The 21,207-nt window shown below is 38.2% G+C and carries 20 protein-coding genes; 4 read left to right on the top strand and 16 right to left on the bottom strand.

Going from position 1 to position 21,207, the window contains the following annotated elements:
• Positions 1-16 precede the first annotated feature (16 nt).
• From AC3B5B_RS03960 to dnaA, 16 genes are all read right to left on the bottom strand, one after another.
• Positions 17-1,300, bottom strand: coding sequence for an adenylosuccinate synthase (locus tag AC3B5B_RS03960; RefSeq protein ID WP_489769364.1), 1,284 nt, complete (start codon positions 1,298-1,300; stop codon positions 17-19).
• 69 nt (positions 1,301-1,369) lie between these two features.
• Positions 1,370-2,518, bottom strand: coding sequence for a hypothetical protein (locus AC3B5B_RS03955; protein ID WP_489769363.1), 1,149 nt, complete (start codon positions 2,516-2,518; stop codon positions 1,370-1,372).
• 3 nt (positions 2,519-2,521) lie between these two features.
• Positions 2,522-3,898, bottom strand: coding sequence for a replicative DNA helicase (gene dnaB / locus AC3B5B_RS03950; protein WP_489769362.1), 1,377 nt, complete (start codon positions 3,896-3,898; stop codon positions 2,522-2,524).
• A gap of 179 nt (positions 3,899-4,077) precedes the next feature.
• On the bottom strand, positions 4,078-4,806 hold the full coding sequence (locus AC3B5B_RS03945; protein WP_489757696.1) for an LrgB family protein: 729 nt from the start codon (positions 4,804-4,806) through the stop codon (positions 4,078-4,080).
• Positions 4,806-5,243 (bottom strand): CidA/LrgA family protein, encoded by a 438-nt coding sequence (locus AC3B5B_RS03940; protein WP_489756880.1) that lies wholly within the window; start codon positions 5,241-5,243, stop codon positions 4,806-4,808. The genes AC3B5B_RS03945 and AC3B5B_RS03940 overlap by 1 nt, the downstream gene beginning before the upstream one ends.
• A gap of 316 nt (positions 5,244-5,559) precedes the next feature.
• Positions 5,560-6,012 (bottom strand): 50S ribosomal protein L9, encoded by a 453-nt coding sequence (rplI, locus tag AC3B5B_RS03935; RefSeq protein ID WP_489756881.1) that lies wholly within the window; start codon positions 6,010-6,012, stop codon positions 5,560-5,562.
• A 28-nt stretch (positions 6,013-6,040) separates the two neighbouring features.
• Positions 6,041-8,059, bottom strand: coding sequence for a DHH family phosphoesterase (locus AC3B5B_RS03930; protein WP_489769361.1), 2,019 nt, complete (start codon positions 8,057-8,059; stop codon positions 6,041-6,043).
• A 99-nt stretch (positions 8,060-8,158) separates the two neighbouring features.
• Entirely contained in the window at positions 8,159-8,395 is a 237-nt protein-coding gene (gene rpsR / locus AC3B5B_RS03925; RefSeq protein ID WP_489754979.1) for a 30S ribosomal protein S18, read from the bottom strand.
• Positions 8,396-8,426: 31 nt separating this feature from the next.
• Positions 8,427-8,939, bottom strand: a complete 513-nt coding sequence (ssb, locus tag AC3B5B_RS03920; RefSeq protein ID WP_489769360.1) for a single-stranded DNA-binding protein — start codon at positions 8,937-8,939, stop codon at positions 8,427-8,429.
• Between the two features lie 33 nt (positions 8,940-8,972).
• A complete protein-coding gene (rpsF, locus tag AC3B5B_RS03915; RefSeq protein ID WP_489756884.1) occupies positions 8,973-9,269 on the bottom strand; it encodes a 30S ribosomal protein S6 in 297 nt (98 codons plus the stop codon).
• 184 nt (positions 9,270-9,453) lie between these two features.
• Entirely contained in the window at positions 9,454-11,925 is a 2,472-nt protein-coding gene (gyrA, locus tag AC3B5B_RS03910; protein WP_489756885.1) for a DNA gyrase subunit A, read from the bottom strand.
• A gap of 19 nt (positions 11,926-11,944) precedes the next feature.
• Positions 11,945-13,897, bottom strand: coding sequence for a DNA topoisomerase (ATP-hydrolyzing) subunit B (gyrB, locus tag AC3B5B_RS03905; RefSeq protein ID WP_489769359.1), 1,953 nt, complete (start codon positions 13,895-13,897; stop codon positions 11,945-11,947).
• On the bottom strand, positions 13,894-15,000 hold the full coding sequence (recF, locus tag AC3B5B_RS03900; RefSeq protein ID WP_489769358.1) for a DNA replication/repair protein RecF: 1,107 nt from the start codon (positions 14,998-15,000) through the stop codon (positions 13,894-13,896). Before recF ends, gyrB begins: the two co-directional genes overlap by 4 nt.
• Positions 15,000-15,206, bottom strand: a complete 207-nt coding sequence (gene yaaA / locus AC3B5B_RS03895; RefSeq protein ID WP_489769357.1) for a S4 domain-containing protein YaaA — start codon at positions 15,204-15,206, stop codon at positions 15,000-15,002. Before yaaA ends, recF begins: the two co-directional genes overlap by 1 nt.
• Positions 15,207-15,437: 231 nt before the next feature.
• On the bottom strand, positions 15,438-16,580 hold the full coding sequence (gene dnaN, locus AC3B5B_RS03890; RefSeq protein WP_489769356.1) for a DNA polymerase III subunit beta: 1,143 nt from the start codon (positions 16,578-16,580) through the stop codon (positions 15,438-15,440).
• Positions 16,581-16,745: 165 nt separating this feature from the next.
• Positions 16,746-18,101 carry a chromosomal replication initiator protein DnaA gene (gene dnaA, locus AC3B5B_RS03885; protein ID WP_489769846.1) on the bottom strand — a complete coding sequence of 452 codons (1,356 nt, stop codon included), beginning with the start codon at positions 18,099-18,101 and terminating at the stop codon, positions 16,746-16,748.
• A 475-nt stretch (positions 18,102-18,576) separates the two neighbouring features.
• Here dnaA and rpmH point away from each other — a divergent pair, with 475 nt between their 5' ends.
• The 4 genes from rpmH to jag all read left to right on the top strand — a co-directional run bounded on the left by rpmH (position 18,577) and on the right by jag (position 21,133).
• A complete protein-coding gene (gene rpmH / locus AC3B5B_RS03880; RefSeq protein WP_249512191.1) occupies positions 18,577-18,717 on the top strand; it encodes a 50S ribosomal protein L34 in 141 nt (46 codons plus the stop codon).
• Positions 18,718-19,106: 389 nt separating this feature from the next.
• A complete protein-coding gene (rnpA, locus tag AC3B5B_RS03875) occupies positions 19,107-19,445 on the top strand; it encodes a ribonuclease P protein component (protein ID WP_489756890.1) in 339 nt (112 codons plus the stop codon).
• A gap of 147 nt (positions 19,446-19,592) precedes the next feature.
• Complete coding sequence (gene yidC, locus AC3B5B_RS03870; protein WP_489756891.1) at positions 19,593-20,435, top strand: membrane protein insertase YidC; 843 nt, start codon at positions 19,593-19,595, stop codon at positions 20,433-20,435.
• 29 nt (positions 20,436-20,464) lie between these two features.
• On the top strand, positions 20,465-21,133 hold the full coding sequence (gene jag / locus AC3B5B_RS03865; RefSeq protein ID WP_489756892.1) for an RNA-binding cell elongation regulator Jag/EloR: 669 nt from the start codon (positions 20,465-20,467) through the stop codon (positions 21,131-21,133).
• Positions 21,134-21,207 lie beyond the last annotated feature (74 nt).

Raw genomic sequence — 21,207 nt, 5'->3', positions numbered from 1 at the left:
AGTAATTAAATAATCATTACCAAATGTTTTTTAAAACAATCGTTTCATTCCGTTTAGGGCCGACAGAAACACTAATTAGCTGTAACCCTGTTAGTTCTTGCACCCGCTTTAAATAATTCTTAGCGGCCAACGGCCATTTATCTAAATCCATTTGCCCTCGTAAATTTTGGGACCATCCGGGCAATTCTTCATAGACTGGCTGGCACTGCGCAATTTGCTGTAAACTGGCTGGATATTCATCAATTGTCGAACCATCAGGCAAACGATATCCGACACAAATTTTAACAGTTTTTAAACCGCTTAAAACGTCAATACAATTTAAGGCTAAGTTCGTGACTCCCGCAACTCGTTTTGCATGCCGTAACACCACCGTATCTAACCAACCAATTCGGCGGGGCCGCTGTGTCACCACTCCATATTCATGTCCAGCCTCGCGGATAAAGTTTCCTGTTTGATCCGTCAACTCTGTTGGAAACGGGCCGTCGCCCACACGCGAAGTATAGGCTTTAGCAACTCCAACCACATGCTGAATCTTAGTGGGACCTACACCAATTCCCGCAGTATAACCACCCACAGGATTTGAAGAAGTGACATATGGATAAGTACCATGGTCAATGTCGAGCATGATGCCCTGCGCACCTTCAAATAAGACATTAGTTCCTTGCTCAATTTGTTCATTTAACATTTTTGAAGTATCAATCACATACGGTTTTAATTGTTGTCCGTAATCATAATATGAAGCAAAAATATCATCAAAAGACAAAGCTTGCCCTTGATAAACTTGAGTAAATTCTTTATTTTTCAAATCTAAGTTTTGGCGTAACTTGGCAGCAAAAGTATCTTTTTCTAATAAATCAATCATCCGAATGCCAATCCGAGCAGCTTTATCCGTATAAGCTGGACCAATTCCACGATTAGTGGTGCCAATTTTGTTGGCACCTTTACTCTTTTCCTGTAATTCATCCATACGGATGTGATACGGTAAAATAATTTGGGCCCGATTAGAAATATAAAAATGTTCAAAGCTGACATGTTGCTGCTTAAGTCGGGCAATTTCTTCAACCAAGGATTTGGGATTAATCACGACTCCGTTACCAATCATTGTCACTTTATCAGGATACAAAATACCGGAGGGCACTAAGCGCATTTTATAAGCAGTCTGCTCAACTTCCACCGTATGCCCAGCATTATCACCACCTTGATACCGTGCAATCACTTGACTATCGTGACTAAGAAAATCAGTAATTTTACCTTTTCCTTCGTCGCCCCATTGCATTCCAACTACTACAACACCTGTCATAAATGTCATCCCTTTTTACTAAATTCGGTCCAGTAATATTCTATCAATTACGAACATTAATAGCAACAATCAATCTATTAATTCGTCTTTAGTAAAAAATGTATTTAAATATTCCCAAGTTAAGACCGATAATTGTTGATAAGGCAAACTTTGGCTAGACGTTCTAGTATCCGGTAAATCTTCAAAAACTGCTAAAGTTAACGTTTGCTTATCTAGTGCCTGACAATAAGCTAATTGATCTAACATTTGATCGCGTTGGCGAAAACGGACCATATTTTGCTGTTGTACTAACCTTTGCAGAGCACTTTCCACAAAATCAGCTCCAAATTGCCATTTATCATCTAAAACAGGTTGCACTAAAGTCTTGTGCTGGCGCTGATAATTCAAATATAGAATCAGCATTTGTAAATAATCGCAATTCGGAGAAACAAAATCAATATCCTGCAGGTTAATTAAAGCATAGCCACCAAAACAGCCTAAATGATCTAATAATTTCATGACCAAAAATTGCTGATCTAGTTGCATAATTTGTCCAGCAAAAAATACATCCGCACTTTTGGAACAGTACAACAAAATTAATTGTTGCTGTTGCTGGTAGCGTTGTAAGATTGGTCTTAGTTCCGGATTATTTTTCACCAAAACCGAAGGTGTGTGTTGTAAATGCTGTGTTTGAAACATCGTACTGGCTAATTGTAACTGGGCGCCGACAAATTCCAAAGCAACAACGCGCTCTAAATCAACGGTTAAATTTTGCCCAATCTTAGCAAAGTTAAAGGAATCTAATAATTGCAAGTGCAATTGTTGTTGCCGAAAATCCTGTAACTTCACTTGCAAATAACGATTAGAACCTGCCAAAATTACCAAAATAGCTTGTTGCTGACGCTGCAAAAAATCCAATAATTGCTGAATCAAATCATTTGCAGCAAACTGCGGCACTGCCAGTTCTTTTGCCCAATGTATCTTATTAGTAGCCGTTAAATCAATCCGCCGTTTCAGCCGCTTTAAATCTAATCCTTCCGTGGTTACAGACGCAATGCCACTAATCTTTAATAAGACATAACCATCAAGTAAACCATAATCATTATAGGTATGCACAATGACCCACTTGTGATCTAACGCGGTGACAAAACCAGTATAAATGTCACCCGTTTGGCGAATAAACAGATCGACAATTTGCTGATTTTGTTGTGCTTGTTGCAGTTGTTGTACTTTACTCATGAATTAACCTTCTGTCAGTGGTGAAATTGCAGCAAACTTATTATATGATTTCACAAATAATAATTTCACTGTACCACGCGGACCGGAGCGATTTTTGCCAATGATCACTTCCACTTCACCAGCGTTAGTATCATCACTAGCTTCGCTACCTTCCTCGTCATCAGCACCATCGTTATAATAATCATCACGATACAGGAAGGCGACCACATCCGCATCTTGTTCAATGGAACCAGATTCACGAATATCTGATAAAACTGGTCGCTTATCTTGTCGTTGCTCTACCCCCCGTGATAGTTGTGATAAAGCAATAACTGGTACATGTAATTCTTTCGCTAGTTTTTTTAATTGTCGTGAAATCGTCGAAACTTCTTGCTGCCGATTCTCTTGACCAGTTCCTTCAATTAGCTGTAAATAATCAATAATAATTAAACCAATATTTCCCGTCTCTTTAACCAAGCGGCGACACTTAGCTCGAATTTCCGCCATCTTAATTCCTGGAGTATCGTCAATATAAATATCGGTTTTGGACAAAATACCCATAGCCACAATTAAATTTTGCCATTCGTCATCGTTCAACGTTCCGGTGCGCAAATGATTTGCATCAATGCTCCCTTGAGCACATAATAACCGGCTAGCTAATTGGTCAGCTCCCATTTCCAAACTAAAAATGGCCACCGTTTGCTGACTATGAACTGCCACATTTTCCGCGACGTTGAGTGCAAAAGCCGTTTTGCCGACGCCAGGACGGGCAGCCAAAATAGTTAATTCATCAGCATGTAAACCAGCAGTCATACTATCTAATTCACTGTATCCGGTAGCTAACCCCGTCACTTGTGAATCTTCTTGAGCTAACTGGTCAATATTTTCAATCGTATCATTTAAAACATCGGCTAATTTTTTAAAGCCGTTATTATTCTGGTTTTCGCCGACTTCCATAATAGCTCGCTCGGCATTGTCCAAGACGTTGGCCACATCAGTATCTTGCTCATCAAAACTTTGGGCCACAATATCAGTTGCCGTATTAATCAACTGCCGTAATACGGCTTTATCAGCCACAATTTTGGCATAATAAACAATATTGGCGGCGGTGGGGACGGTTGTTGCCAAATCCCCTAAATAATTAACGCCGCCAATATCTGCTAACTGATTTTTAGCTTCAAGTTGATTTTTAACAGTCACGACATCAATTGCCTGGTCTGCTTCATTTAATTCCAACATGACAGCAAAAATTAACTGATGCGCATGATAATAGAAAGACTCAGTCGTCAAATATTCAGCCGCATCAACAATTTTTTCTGGACGTAATAGAATCGATCCTAGAACTGATTGTTCAGCCTCTTTATTATTAGGTGGAATTCTCTGCATTGTTGTATCGTTCATGAATTAACCTCATATCTAGTTACAATTTTACCACGGATAATATAGGGATAATATATGTTTTAAAATATTCAAAATAACATTAAATACCATCGAAAGTAAACAAAAAAACCTTTCCTAGTTACCAACGTTTAAATTAACTAACTAGAAAAGGTTTTATCATTTAAATTATAAACTAGTGTTTACAGATGCATCATTTGTGCAAACAGTGGCACTGCAATATTATCTACAATACCAATGATAACAACCGAAACAGCGGCCATCGCACCTTGAACAGAACCTAATTTCAAGGCAAAAGCAGAACCAACGGTATGTCCAGCAGTACCCATACCTAAACCAGCACCGATGGGGTCGCTTTCCAATCTGAACCACTTAACTAACCATTTACCTAAAGCATAAATGATAACGGCGTTCAGGATACATGCCATCGCAGTAACAGCAGTGTTGCCACCAATAGCTGTTGACAATGGTAAAGCAATCGCAGTCGTAGCTGATTGACTCATCATGGAAGCTGTGCCGACCCGACTGAGTCCCAAGAGTTTGGAAATTCCCAAAATAACAAATAAGGAAATAAAGGTACCAATTAACAAACTCAATAAAATAACTAGCCAATTCTTCTTAAACACATCATTACGTTTATAAAGCGGAATTGCAAAAGCAATTGTGGCAGGTGTTAAGAACCAGAAGATTAGATCCCCACCAGGCTTATAGAATTTCGTATAAGCTGCTGCAGTCGTCATTCCCATGCCTTTTCCTAACAAGAAAATTAGAAAAATTCCCAAAACCATCGCTACAAACAACGGTTGAAATAAGAAAAAGCCATGAGTCAAATTAAATAAGTATTGCCCAATTTCAAAAACTCCCAATGAAAGTAAGATACCAAATAAGGGATTCGATAATAACTCTGCCATCATTTGTTCTCTCCTCCTACTTGTTCTTGTGTATCTGTATCAGTATGTTTGATCTTTTTACTGATCCATAATAACAATCTTGTTGTATAAGCCGTTACTACCAACAAAACGATTGTTGATAAAATAATGACGATAACTAATTGGACACCTTCATTTGCCATAATGTTCAAATTAGCAGCTAGGGAAATTCCGGATGGTACAAACAAAAAGGCAATTAAACCAATCATGGCACTTCCAAAGGAATCAACCCACTCTAATTTAATAATATGACAAGTCAATAATAAATATAACAAAATCAAGCCAATAACCGGCGTCGGTACAGGGAATGATTTTGGCATCATATTAGAAATCCACTGTGATACAAACAAAATTGCTGCATAAATTAACATTTGAATCAATAATGGTGCAGCTTTTGGCTTCTTATCTTCTGGTTTCATTTTCACATCACCTATTCTTAAAATTTATCGCACTTATTGTCTAAGAGACCTAAACAATAAATTGGTTCCATCATCACTTTCTTTCTCCCAAAATCGATAAAATTTTAGTTTAATCAAAACTAAAAACTATCTACATATGGTTTATAACGTTTTCACGAATTTGTCAAGTATTTCACAAGATAATTGCTTCACAATCTGCAAGCCCTTACATCTTTGAGCTATTAAAAAAACTAGAATTCACAAGAACCTAGTTTCTTTATAATTTTTCTCAAAAAATTCTGCAACTAATACTGTAATTTACATTACAACAATAGTATTACTTTTCACTGACATGCACCCGTATGGAGGCTTCAATCCCTGGATACAATTTCACTGGTACATTCATATAACCTAAAACTTTAATCGGCTCGGCCAATTCGATTTTGCGCTTATCAATTTCAATTTGGTACTGTTGTTTTAAAGCTTGCGCAATTTGTTTACTGGGAATTGAACCAAATAACCGACCATCACTGCCAGCTTTCGATTGTAGTTCAACCACCGTTTCATCTTTTTCTAAAACGGTCTTAATCATTTGAGCACTAGCTTGTTCTTCATCTTTTTCTCGTTGTTCGGCTTGCTTTTTACCATTCAATTCACTGATGGCCTTAGCAGTAGCGACTTGAGCTTTACCATTTTTAATTAAGAAGTTGCGCGCGTAGCCATCAGCGACTTCTTTGACTTCGCCACGCCGACCCTTACCGCGAACATCTTGTGTGAAAATTACACGCATCTTTTCATGCCTCCTAGTTATTGTCTGCTTACTTAGGTTTATCTTCTACTTTTTGTTGGATAATTGCAATCAATTCTTTCTTAGCTTGAGCAATTGTGTAATCAGCTAATTGCGTTGCCGCATTGGATAAATGACCGCCACCACCCATTTCTTCCATAATAACTTGCACATTAAAGTCACCTAAGCTCCGCGCTGAAATTGCTACTTTGGCATCGGACCTTTTAGTAATCACAAATGAAGCATCAATTTTTGATAAGGTCAATAAAGTATCAGCTGCCTGTGCCGCAATCACGGAATCATAAACTTGATCTTCTTCACCCGTGCAAATGGCAATTTGTGGCGTCACCATTTGTACAGTATCAATTAAATGGTTCCTTTGGATATAGGATGACACATTTTCTTTCAGCAAATTTTGCATTTTCGTGCTGTCAGCTCCTACTGAGCGTAGATAACTGGCCGCATCAAACGTCCGTGTTCCTGAACGTAAAGAAAAGGAATGTGTATCGACAAAAATACCAGCTAGCATAGCCGTCGCTTCTAGTTTAGATAAAGACTGTTGACTTTGTGGTTGGTATTCAATCATTTCAGTTACCAATTCACTAGCCGAGGAAGCATAAGGCTCAATGTAAGCCAGTAATGGATTAGCAGGAAATTCTTCACCACGCCGATGATGATCAATCACTACCGTTTGATCGGCTAACTTTGCCGCCAATTCTGGGCTAGCGGAACGCGATGGTTTGGATAAGTCAACCATAATCAACATACTTTGCGCATTAGCTTGATCTAACGCCTGTTGCGGCGTAATTAAATCATTTGATAAATGCTGGTCTTGCTCAATCCATTGCAATAAACGTGCAACATCTGTGTGCGCTCCGTTAGCATCAATCACAATTTTACAAGTTTTATTATTCATTTGTGCAATTCGATGAATGCCTAAACAGGCACCTAAAGAATCCATATCAGGTTGTTGGTGCCCCATCACATAAATAATATCAACTTGGTTAAATAACTCTCTTAAGGCTTGGCTAATCATCCGTGCCCGGACACGCGTCCTTTTTTCCATCGGATTGGTGTTGCCGCCATAAAAGCGTGCTGGTTCGTCCGCCTCACGTACAACTGCTTGATCGCCACCTCGACCCAAGGCCAAATCAATATTTTTTTGCGCATCTAACGCTAGTTGGGCCAAATTATCTTTACCATAAGCAAAGCCAATACTTAAAGTTAACGGCACATTTTGCTGCGAAGTAGTCTTACGAATTTGATCTAAAATTGAAAAGCTATTAGCTTCCAGTGCCTTTAGCGCATTCACATAGCCCACCACAATAAAACGGTCACTGGCCACGCGTTTTAAATACATTTCATTTTGATTAGCCCAATCAGTTAATTGATTAGTTAAATAACTATTCAAATCTGAGCGATCCCGATCAGCCATGGTTTGCACAAGCTCATCATAATTATCAATAAACACTTGCCCAATCGAAATTTTTTCATCTTCATACTTTTGCTTAATAGCTACATACTGCGTAACATCCAAAAAATAAATTACGCGAAAATTTGGTTGCACAAAAGTTTGAAATTGAGTTTGACCAATAGTTAATAACGTCGCAGCTTGTTGCTGCTGTTCATTTTTTTCGACCAGTTGAATTAATTCTGGATTAACTTGATTTAAACTACGTCCTAGTAAATCCTTATCAACAAAATGGCGCTGTAAATTAGGATTCACCCATTCAATCGTGCGCTGTTTGTCGTTATCATACAGTAACATCCCAATGGGAATATTAATCAAAGCTTCTTGTTTGCCCCGATTTTCACGAAATGATAAATCGTATAGATATTTATTAGTTTGCACCACAAACTTGCGTAATAAATAAGAACCAATGGCGACAATTAACGTAAAAATAATAAAGACCAATAAACCTAAAACTGGACTAATTCCAAAAATTAAACTAACTAAAATTAAAGCCAAAACCACTACGACAATTAACCCCCAACGTAGTGGCTGACTAATAGCTAATAAACTATTCTTAGCTACGCTCTTTTTTTTCATACTTACCCTCTTGTAACTAGAATTTAGCTATATTTTAACATACTGTTTACATTAAAAAAGAAGCCTACCTTGAGTAGACTTCTTTGGGATTGAAGCTTATTAATCTTCAGCAACAAATGGTAATAAGCCCATTACTCGTGCACGTTTAATCGCAATTGTTAAACGGCGTTGATTCTTGGCGCTTGTTCCCGTTACTCGACGAGGTAAAATCTTGCCTCGTTCCGAAATAAAACGTTTCAGCAAATCTGTATCTTTGTAATCAATATATTCAATATGGTTAGCGGCAATAAAGTCAACCTTCCGGCGACGACGGCCACCACGACGTTGTTGTGCCATGTTGAACGCTCCTTTCAATTATTCACAAAATTTAAAACGGTAAATCATCATCTGAAATATCAATCGACTGCGTATTATCCGCAAATGGATCTTCATCCATTGATGGAGCAGAATTATTGGCAGCTCTATTATTGGAATTATTAAAATTATTATTAGAGTTGCTTAGTCCAGGAGTCGTATTATTTTCAACCGTTTGATTTTGATTTCCATTATTGTGGTTCGCCGATTTCGGTTCTAGCAGTGCAAAATTCTCCACTACAACTTCGGTCACGTAAACACGCTGTCCTTGTTGATTCTCATAATTGCGAGTTTGAATGCGCCCATCAATACCAACTAATGAGCCCTTATGCGTAAAATTAGCAAAATTTTCTGCTGATTTACGCCAAATCACACAATTAATAAAATCAGCTTCCCGTTCACCATTTGAATTGGTGAATTGCCGATTAACAGCAACGGTAAAAGTAGCAACGGCTGTTCCTGCAGCTGTATACCGCAAATCAGGGTCACGGGTCAAACGACCAACTAATACACTACGATTAATCATACTCCTGTCTCCTTTTTGACTGTCTCCAACAGATTAATCTTCGCGCTTGATAATCATATGACGTAAGATGCTGTCATCAATTTTTGATAACCGGTCAAATTCATTGATCGCTGCTTGGTCTTGGGCATTAACATTAACGATATGGTAAGTACCTTCATTGTAACCACCAATTTCGTAAGCCAAACGCCGTTTTTGCCAATCTTTTGAATCTAATACATCAGCACCGTTATCTTTGAGAACCTTATCAAAGCGTTCAATCAAGGCCTTCTTATCTTCTTCAGAAATATCCGGTTTGATGATATAAGTGATTTCATAATGTGTTTGAGCCATTATTTTACCTCCTTATGGACTAATGGAGAATAAATAGATTATTCTCAAGGAGTATTAACTATCTTAAAGTGTAATACTCACAGAATAGTATTCTACCATCATTTACCAAAAAATACTACCAAAAAAGTTTTTAACGTTCCAAGCGCCTTGCACTTTTAGATTACGTTAAAAACTTTAAGAATTTTTAGTTTTCTGAATCTGGCTGAGTTTCGGTGACTTCCGGTTCGGGATCTACCTTCGTCATTGTCGAAACCTTGGCGCCATCATCCAATTTAATTAACCGCACACCTAAAGTGGCCCGGCCGGTTTGCGAAACATTATTAACTGCAAACCGAATCATGACGCCTTGATTGGTTACCACCATCATGTCTTCAGTTCCAGCAACGGTCGTAATTCCTGCTAGCGGACCATTTTTAGCCGTCACATTCGAAGTCTTAATTCCTTTGCCACCGCGCCCTTTGATTGGATATTCTGTGGCCGGTGTTTTTTTACCATAACCATTTTCCGAGATGACCAATACATCACTTTGCTCAGCTAAAATGGCTGAACCAACGACGTAATCTTCTTCTCGTAAGCGAATACCCCGTACGCCTGCGGCCGTGCGACCCATAATCCGCACTGCATTCTCTTCAAAAGCAACAGCATAGCCTAAATGCGTGCCAATCAAAATATTATTCTGACCATTGGTTAGCATTACATTATCTAACGAGTCATTGTCTTTTAAAGTAATGGCTCGCAAACCATTTTTGCGAATATTTTGAAATTCATCTAAGGCTGTACGTTTCACGGTTCCTTGTTTAGTGACAAAGAATAAATAATGATCCGCACTAGAAGCATCCTTCTTTAAATGAACCACCGTCTGAATTTGTTCACCGTTATCAATTCCTAGTAAATTAATAATCGGAATTCCTTTAGCACTACGCCCATATTCAGGAATTTCATAAGCTTTCGAACGATAAATCTTGCCGGCATCAGTGAAGAAGAGTAAGACATCATGCGTCGATGTATAAATTAATTGTTCAATGAAATCATCATCATTGACGCCCATCCCTTTAATGCCGCGACCACCACGATTTTGTACTTTAAATTCGTCGGCGGGCAACCGCTTGATGTAACCACTATGAGTCAAAACAATTAAGACATTTTCTTCTTCAATTAAATCTTCATCTTCAATACTTAATACTTCGCCGACTAATAATTCCGTGCGGCGGGCATCACCATATTTACTTTGAATTTCCAGTAATTCTTGATAAATTATTTCGTCAATCCGCTCAGGTTTCGCTAAAATATCTTGATAATCAGCAATTTTGGTCATCAAATCTTGATACTCATTTTCAATTTTGTCTCGTTCTAAGCCAGTCAAACGGACCAAACGCATATCTAAAATTGCCTGAGCTTGTTTATCAGACAAAGAAAATTGGGTAATCAAAGTGCTTTTCGCAATTTCCGCCGTTTTAGAACTGCGGATCACTTCAATCACCGCATCAATATGATCTAACGCAATGCGTAAACCATCTAAAATATGCGCGCGATTTTGCGCTTTCTTGAGTTCAAATTGGGTACGCCGACGAATAACTTGTTCTTGATGTTTTAAATAATATTGCAAAATCTCTTTTAACGATAAGACTTGCGGCGCACCTTTGACAATGGCAACCATATTAAAACCAAATGAAGTTTGTAAGGCGGTCATCTTATATAAATTGTTTAAAACAACATTAGCACTCATGTCGCGACGAATATCAATCGTCACCCGCATACCTGTGCGATCTGATTCATCGATCAAGTTAGTAATTCCCTCAATCCGGTGATCCCGTGCCAATTCAGCTATCCGTTCAATTAACTTAGCTTTATTAACCATGTAGGGTAATTCAGTGATAATTAATCGTTCCCGACCATTTTTTAGCGTTTCAATTTCTACTTTGGCCCGTAAAACAATATTTCCACGGCCCGTTTCATAGGCATGCCGAATCCCCGACTTACCCATTACCACACCGCCAGTAGGAAAATCGGGTCCAGGAATGGCCTGCATCAACTCAGCAGTAGTTACATCTGGATTTTTCATCAACATGTGAATGCCATTAATAACCTCAGTCAGATTGTGGGGCGGAATATTGGTTGTCATCCCGACAGCAATCCCCGTCGCACCATTGACTAATAAGTTCGGAAAGCGTGCTGGCAAAACCACGGGCTCACGTTCAGTTCCATCATAATTTTCTTGAAAATCAATGGTATCTTTATTAATGTCACGCAACATTTCGGTCGCAATTTTACTCATTTTTGCTTCGGTGTACCGCATTGCGGCCGCAGAATCGCCATCGACGGAACCAAAGTTACCGTGTCCGTCCACTAACAAATAACGATAACTAAATTTTTGCGCCATCCGCACCATCGACTCATAAATCGCGGAATCACCATGGGGATGATACTTTCCCATTACATCCCCCACAATCCGGGCGGATTTTTTATAAGGCTTGTCCGGCGTAACACCTAATTCATTCATTCCATATAGAATTCGCCGGTGAACGGGTTTCAAGCCATCACGGACATCAGGCAACGCCCGAGCCACAATGACACTCATTGCGTAGTCTAAAAATGAACTCCGCATTGTTTTGGATAGGTCAACCGTTTGAATACGGCGATCATCAGTTTCTGCCATGCACTATCAGCTCCCTCAATTAAAAATCTAACTCTGCATATTGCGCATTTTGTTCAATAAACTCTCGCCGTGGTTCGACTTTATTACCCATCAACATTGAAAAAACTCGATCGGCATCAGCTGCATCAGAACTAGCTACTCGATCCAAGCGCCGATTTTCGGGATTCATCGTCGTCTCCCAGAGTTGATCGGCATCCATTTCACCTAGACCTTTATACCGTTGAATGACGGGTTTAGGACTTGGCTGTAAAGTCACCATAAAATCTTTTAATTCTTCATCCGAATCAATATAACGCGACATTTTACCTTGGCGGACTTGATATAGCGGTGGCTTAGCAATATAAACATAGCCGGCTTCCAAAATTGGACGCATATAACGATACAACAGCGTCAACAATAAGGTCCGAATATGGGCACCATCAACATCGGCATCCGTCATGATAATTAATTTATGATAGCGCGCTTTGGTAACATCAAAATCATTGCCAAAACCCGTGCCCATCGCTGTAAACAAGGTGCGAATTTCATCATTCGCTAAAATCCGATCCATTGAAGCTTTTTCGACATTTAAAATTTTACCGCGAATTGGCAAGATTGCTTGCGTTAAGCGTGAGCGCCCCTCTTTAGCAGAACCGCCGGCGGAATCTCCCTCAACAATAAATAATTCAGAAATTTCTGGATCTTTACTAGTATTGTCTGCTAATTTACCGGGCAGATTACTAATTTCCAAACCGGATTTTTTCCGCGTTACTTCACGTGCCCGTTTGGCTGCTACTCGAGCTCTGGAAGCCAACATTCCTTTATCAATAATTTGCCGCGCTTGAGCAGGATGTTCCAACAAAAACTTATTAAAATGATCAGCAAAAGTCCGATCGGTAACTGTGCGGGCATCAGAATTGCCCAATTTGGTTTTAGTTTGGCCTTCAAATTGTGGATCTGGATGTTTAATGCTGACCACGGCTGTCATACCTTCGCGCACATCATCACCGGACAATTTTTCGTTGTCTTTGAGTAAATTATTTCGGTGACCATAATCATTAATCACCCGGGTTAAAGCAGCTTTAAACCCAGCTTCGTGTGTGCCGCCTTCATAAGTATGGATATTGTTAGCGAAGGTCATTAAATTCGAATGATAATCATCCGTATATTGTAAAGCAACCTCCACAGTAATCCCGTCTTGAACGCCTTCGACATAAATTGGTTCTTCAAAAATGACATCTTTATTTTCGTTCAAATACTCAACGTAACTCTTAATGCCACCTTCATAGTGGAATTCGAGCTTTTCCGCCGTGTCTTGCCGTTTATCCGTAAACGTAATTTTCAAACCTTTATTCAAAAAGGCTAATTCGCGAATCCGGGTCACTAAGGTGTGATCATCATAAACTGTCGTTTCGGTAAAAATATCGGGATCGGGTGCAAAATGCACTTTAGTACCATGTGGGCGATCATCAGTGATGGCCCCCAAAACTTTCATTGGCGTTTTCACTTTGCCCCGTTCAAAGTCCATGTAATAGCGTTGGCCATTGCGGTGCACTTCAACATCTAAATGCGTACTTAATGCATTTACTACTGAAGCGCCAACCCCATGCAAACCACCCGAGACTTTATAACCGCCACCGCCAAATTTACCACCAGCGTGTAACACATTAAAGACCGTTTCCAAAGCGGGTTTACCCGTTTTTTGTTGAATGTCTACCGGAATCCCCCGACCATCATCAATGACCGTGATACTGTTATCCGGTTCTACTTCCACATTAATTTCGGTGGCAAAACCAGCTAACGCTTCATCAATGCCGTTATCAATAATTTCCCAAACTAAATGATGCAATCCTTGCACACTCGTTGAGCCAATGTACATCCCCGGCCGTTTTCTAACAGCTTCTAAGCCGGATAAAACTTGGATTTGACTGGCATCATATTCCTTGGCTCTTTGCGCCAAGCTCTCCTGCTTGTTTGAATCTTTATCACTCATACTATCCCTCCAGCTTTTATTTGAAAGATTTTCGGATGATCAATTTTAGTTAAATCAACCCCATCTAAACTTGTGGTTGTAATAAAAGTTTGAATGCGATCTTGAATTACCTTTAATAATTGGGTCTGCCGCACTTGGTCTAATTCTGACAAAACATCATCCAATAACAAGATTGGATATTCGCCAACCTGTTGGTTAAACAATTCAATTTCTGCTAACTTCAGACTTAAGACCGCGCTCCGCTGTTGTCCTTGTGACCCAAACTTCTGCAAATCCTTATCATTAATCAAAAATTGAAAATCATCATGATGGGGCCCCGTAGTGGTTGAACCTAACCAAATATCATGATCTTGGTTTTTTTGCAATTGGTGCAATAGTTCTTGATAAACTTGTTCAACCGTCGTAATTTGTTGAATTCCTGCCGGCAAATATTTCAGTTGCAAATTTTCTTGTTGTTGCGTGATTTGTTGATGAATCGGTAACAAAAATTGCTGAATTTGCTCAAAAAATTGCTGGCGCTCATAAATTAGTTCTGCACCAAAACCTGCTAATTGATCAGAAAGAACTTCTAAGTATACTTGATCATGCGCTTTTTTCGAACGTAATTGCTTTAAATAAAGGTTCCGCTGCTTTAAAACTTGCCGATATTTCGAACTGTTACTTAAATACGGAGCGTTAATTTGACCAATTTCCATATTTAAAAAATGCCGCCTTTTTCCGGGAGCACCTTTGACTAAGGTTAAATCTTCTGGCGCAAATAAAATAATATTCAATTGACCAACATATTGGGACAATTTCTTTTGTTCTAAATGATTTAAACTCGCCTTTTTACCAGCAGCACTTAAAATTAAATCTAAAGTTAAACGACCGCTATTTTTTTGCACCACCGCATGCAACTTACTAAAGTCACAACCCCAACGAATCAATTCCTGATTATTATTCGTTCGATGTGAGCGCACCAAAGCTAACACCGAGATAGCTTCCAATAAATTGGTCTTGCCCTGAGCATTTTGGCCAATAAAGATATTTAAATTTTGACCAAAGGACAAAGCTAATTGCTGATAATTGCGAAAATTTTTCAGAACTAATTGTTGTAATTGCATTAGTTAATGGTTAACTGAGCTCCATTTGGTAATTGGAGTTGATCACCAGCATAGAGCTTTTTCCCCCGCCGATTTTCTGGTTCACCATTTAAGAAAATTGTGTTTTCCTGTAAGTACCATTTAGCTTGACCGCCGGTGGCGATGACGCCTGCTTCTTTTAAAGCTTGCGTTAATGTCATGTAATCACTATTTAATTTGATGTTCATTGCTGCACTCACATCCTTATAATTAGATAAACTTACCTAAGCTAATTATAACGCTTTTTGGTTTAACTAGCAATTTAAAGCCGTTTTAGCTCATTGATCTCATTTAGACTAAAAAGACTAAAAACCATTTAAATTTAAATTTACGCAAAAATTTAGCTTCAAGGCAAAATAAAATGTCCGGCAACCGTAAACGATTGTCCGGACATTCTACGTAAAAGTTAAATTTAAATTTTAGTTAAAAGTTCTTACCGGAGTGATCAGTTGAATAAAGCCTTGATCATCTGCTAAAGGTTTCAGCGTAAAGGGATGCAGTGCTGCGGTTAATTCAACTTTAATTTTTGTATCACCGAAAGCTTGTAAGGCTTCTTTTAAATAGTCCGGATTAAACGAAATGTCTAAATCTTGACCCGTAACTTGATCAAATTGCACTTCTTCTTCAACGGTTCCGACTTCAGGAGAATTACCATAGATAATAACTTTTGGTTCGGCAGCATTAATCGCCAAGCGTACAACATTATTACGACTAGCATGTGATAACAGTGAAGCCCGTTCAATTGAAGCTAACAGTGATTTGGCTTCAATTTCAATCTGGGTCGTCGATGATTCGGGAATTAAACGATCAGTGCGCGGATAATTGCCCTCTAAGAGCCGTGAATAAAATAAAGTATTTTCAAATTCGAATAAAACTTGGTTTTCAGAAATTGCTAAATTGATGTCACCGGCATTATCCCCAATTGAATGTTCTAATTCTTTTAAGCTACGCGCGGGCAAGACTAAATCATAATCGTTGGCGTTTGGATTTTGAATTTTGATAATCCGTTGCGCGAGACGATGGCTGTCAGTGGCTACGGCTAATAATTGGTCTTGGTTAACTGTCAAATGTAAACCTGTCAAAATTGGACGATTTTCTTCTTTAGAAGCAGAAAAGACGGTTTCGTCAATTACTTGTTTTAATAGGTCGGCTGGAATTTTTAATTGATCGGAATTAGCAACTTCTGGTAGATGTGGATAATTATTCGCATCTAAGCCATTAATCTTAAATTCAGAATTACCTGAAGTAATTGCTACCTGTAAGTGATCTAAAACTTCTAGACTGAAATGGTCATTAGGTAACTTTTTGATAATGTCGCTAAAAAAGCGCGCTGGTAGAACAATAGAACCTGTTGATTCAATTGTTAGTTCATTATCAGCATTTTGTTGATCGATAAAAGTTTGCACAGAAATGTCCACATCGCTGCCGGTAACCGTTAAACCTTCATCTTTTAGATCTAATTTAATTCCTGTGAGAATTGGAATTGTTGTTTTAGTTGAGATGGCTCGTTGAACATTTGTGATTTGGCGGTTGAATTGATTACGATTGATTGAGAATTTCATGGTGGTCTCCTTAATAATTAATAAAAAAATAGTAGTAATAGTAGTAGGAGCTGTTGAAACTGTGCGTTTCAGCTAAAAGGCTAACAGCTACTTAACTTTTGACTGTTAATAAATTGCGCAAAACTCTTGTGGAAAAACTTGAGTTTTGCTTTTTTTATCCACATGTTAATTTTTTAGGCTAGCTTTGAGATTGGTCAAATCATGTTGGATATTGAGATCGGATTCTAACAATTTGGCGATTTTGTCACAAGAATGAATAACGGTGGTGTGATCTTTACCGCCAAATTCTTGACCAATTTTAGGTAAAGAACTATCAGTTAGTTCCCGCGCTAAATACATAGCAACTTGGCGGGGAACGACAATAGCTTTATTACGGCGCTTGCCTTTGAGGTCTTCCACAGAAACTTTGTAGTATTTAGCAACTTGATCTTGAATATTGCTGATGGTTAAGCCGACTTGATGTTTGGAATCTTTGAGATCTTTGAGTGCTTCGGCGGCTAAACTAATGTCAATATCCGCATTGTTAATTGTTGAATAAGCTTGGACACGGACGAGCGCGCCCTCTAATTCCCGGACGTTACTGTCAATTTGACTAGCGATATAGGATAACGCATCATCCGGAATTTCTAAGTTTTCGGCGATGGCTTTTTTGCGTAGAATTGCCGTCCGAGTTTCTAGATCAGGTGCAGTAATATCCACTGATAACCCCCATTTAAAACGCGAAACTAACCGTTCTTGTAATTTTGGAATTTCATTTGGTAACCGATCAGAGGTTAGGACAATTTGTTTTTTAGTATTATAAAGTGTATTAAATGTATGGAAAAATTCCTCTTGGGTACCTTCTTTATCCGCAAAGAATTGAATGTCGTCGACTAAAAGTAAGTCAACTGTGCGGTACTCATTGCGAAATTGTTCTTGGGTCCGATTTTGAATGGAATTAATAAAATCATTGGCAAATGATTCACTGGAAATATATTTAACATTGGCGTTGGGATCACGCTCTAGTAATTGATGTCCAATCGCTTGCATCAAATGAGTTTTTCCCAAACCGACACCACCGTAAATAAATAACGGATTATACATAGTACCAGGTTCTTCAGAAACCACTAAAGCGGCAGCGTGGGCCATTTGATTACCCCCACCAGTCACGAAAGAGTCAAAAGTATATTTACTATTTAAATGAGCGGCTTGAATAGGTGACTGTGCAGTCTTAGTAGTGACAGTTTGCGGTTGGGTAATTGTTTGTTCTAATTGTTGTTTTTTGAGCTCAGATTCTAATAAAACGACGGGGACAATTTCTTGATTACTGTACTCATAAGCTGTTTCAACTACTTTAGTACTAATATTTCGTTCCCAATATTCTTTGTGCAATGATGATGGAACGGAAATATAAATTTTTTGGTTTTCTAATTTTAAGGGTTTGGCGCTTTCGATCCAAGTTTGATAACTAACCGGTGCAAAATCTTGTTTAAATTTCTTTTGCAAAAATTCCCAAAAAGAATCCAACTCACCATTTGTTATTTCGGGCACATTACTCCTCCAACTAAAATGTAATAGATAATTAACTGCATTATTTTAGCATTTTTTAAAAAAGTTTTCCACAAGTGGATATTAAAAACTAACTTTTAAACTGGTCAACAATAAATCATCCAGAAAATTGTGGAAAACAATTAAGAAAATAAAATATTTGAAGTTTTCCACAGCGATAAAAGCAAACAGATTTGCTATTTCAAAAGAAAGTTAATTTAATATTAACAACTGTGGAAAAACTGTTAACAAAGCAGTTAATTGTTAATTTAATGCAGATTTACTTGTGGAAAAAGTTTGAGGATTAGAAACTGTTTTAATTTATACACAACTTTTTAAACAAGTAATTAGGATGAGAACGTCCTTCGCTTAAGAAAAATAATTTTATTTAGGCGGCAAATGTGGTAAACTACTATGGTATTATCATTAGAATAATAAACGATGAGATTAGTTATGGAGGTGTTTAAACATGACTACAAAAAGAACTTATCAACCTAAGAAACGTCATCGTCAACGTGTTCATGGTTTTATGAAACGGATGAGTACTAGTAACGGTCGTAAGGTTTTAGCACGTCGTCGTCAAAAAGGTAGAAAAGTATTATCCGCCTAAGCCACTGAAGATTCAGTGGTTTTTTTATACAGGACGCCAGTTAAGACAACCTAGGAAGGTATTGTTCTTAGGATGAATTAACGTCTCAGGCGTCCTTTTTTATGCTAAAATTATTTTTGTGAAATGAGGTGTAACGGCCGTGGATCAAGGTCTTAAATTACAAATTTATTCTCACCAAAAGCCAAGACAACTTTTGCTGGACCAGAATCTACAATTGTCAAAAATGGTTAACTACTGTGGTCGTTGCACCGAGCCAAAATTGTAAACAGACTGCGATCACGATTAAACTGTTACGGAAATTTAAGAAAAATTAGGCCGGTTAAGTCTGTTTCTAACGGCTTGGTACTTGGTGCCGAAGAAATTTACTTTTCACTAGATGAGGTTAAAAGATGCGTAAAAGTTATCGAATTAAAAAGGAAAAAGAATTTCAAGCAGTTTTTGATCAACATAATTCCGTGGCGAATCGGGCGTTTGTGTTGTATCAAATTGAAAAACCCAACCAACCGCATTTTCGCGTAGGCTTATCGGTTAGTAAAAAGATTGCCCATACTGCTGTGTTACGAAATCAGATGAAACGTTATTTACGGCAATCTTTATTGGAGTTAAAGCCCCAATTGCCAGCAGAAGTAGATTTTTTAATTATTGCCCGCAAGCCGGCTACTAAATTAAATATGGCTGAAACTAAAAAAAATCTGATACATCTTCTAAAATTAGGTAAAATGTTATAGGAAGACTAATAACGTGGACGAGACAAAAATAATTGTTAATTAATTAATAGTTATCTAAAATCTTTGTGTGACGATTTGCTACGTTACTAAAAAGTACAGTGATTTGGTGACACTATTTGTCTCAACTACTGATAAAGGAAAGTTGCTATGTTGAAGAAAAAGAATCGACGTTGGTTACTATTAGTTGCAGTTTTAATGCTGGTAGTGGTCGTCAGCGGTTGTTCTAATTTGAACGAACCGATTACGAAAAGTAGTAGTGGATTTTGGAATCATTATGTCTTATATCAAGGCTCCCGCTTTATTTTATGGTTGGCAAAATTAGTCGGTAATAATTACGGTTGGGCAATTGTCTTATTTACAGTGATTATTCGGATTATTTTGTTGCCGTTAAATTGGTGGCAGACTCGCAGTATGAAAAAGCAAATGGATATTCAACCGCAGATGAAAGCTTTGCAGGATAAATATTCAGCTAAGGATTTAGATACGCAGCAAAAATTACAAGAAGAAACGAAGAAACTCTATGCTGAAGCAGGGGTTAATCCGTTTGTTGGTTGCTTGCCGCTGCTGATTCAGTTACCAGTGATGTGGGCTTTATATCAAGCTATTTATCGGACTACGCAATTACGGAATGGTAGCTTTTTATGGATGGCATTGGGTAAACCAGATCCGATTTACGTTTTACCGATTTTAGCTGCGATCTTTACGTTCTTGAGTACTTGGATTGCTAACTTATCACAGCCGGATCAACCGCAATCAGCGAAAATGATGATGTGGTTTATGCCAATTGTCGTCTTGATTCCAGCCATTAGTTTTCCATCGGCAATCTCTGTTTACTGGGTGGTTTCTAATGCTTTTCAAGTTTTGCAAACTTTATTGTTGCAAAATCCGTTTAAATTTAAACGGGAACAAGAAGCTAAGGCGCAACAAGAACGAGAGCGACAAAAGGCCTTACGGAAGGCTCGTAAAAAAGCTTATAAAAAGCGCAAGTAATTATTATTTGGAGGAGCTTGGTTGTAGCTATGGCAGAGTTTAAGGGAACAACAATTCAAAAGGCCATTGATGAGGGGTTAAAACAGTTACAGGTTAAACGAGAGCAGGTTTCAGTTAATGTAATCAGTGAAGGACGAACTGGATTCTTAGGGATTGGGCGGAAACCAGCCATTGTGGATTTGAAGCCAGTGGAAAGTATTCAAAATCTTGTGGAACAAACGCAATCCACGCAAAATAAGATTCAACAAATTCAAGATTATTTAGCGCATATTTTGCAGACGATGGGTTTTAAGCAAGCAGTCAAATATGTTAAAAATTCGGATTGTTTAAAATTTGATATTGATGTCACTGAGAAATTGCAAGCGAAAATTATTGGAAAACATGGTAAAAATATCAATGCCCTACAAACAATTGTGCAAGAGTATGCTTATTACTTAGATTTTCGAGAGCAGCCAATTTTGTTGGATATTGGTAATTACCGCAAACGGCGGCAAGAGTCGTTAATTGCTTTATCGACGTTCAAGGCGGAACAAGTGGCTGCTACCAAACGGCCAGTTTATTTAGATGCCATGCCAGCGATTGAACGTAAAATTATTTATCAAAACTTGGAAAATAATGATCAAGTTTTCGTGCGGACACAAGGACGCGGTTTAGATAAGTATTTGGTCATTCGTCCAGTCCGTGAATTGCAGAAGTAATTTTTGACAAAATGGCATTTAACCAGTATATTAACCGTATTAACTAGATTTAAAATCATTGGGATCTGAAAGAT

Source organism: Bombilactobacillus sp. ESL1187 (assembly GCF_058107155.1).
Note: the sequence above shows the minus strand (reverse complement) of the source record. Positions and strands in the feature narration are given on the sequence as shown.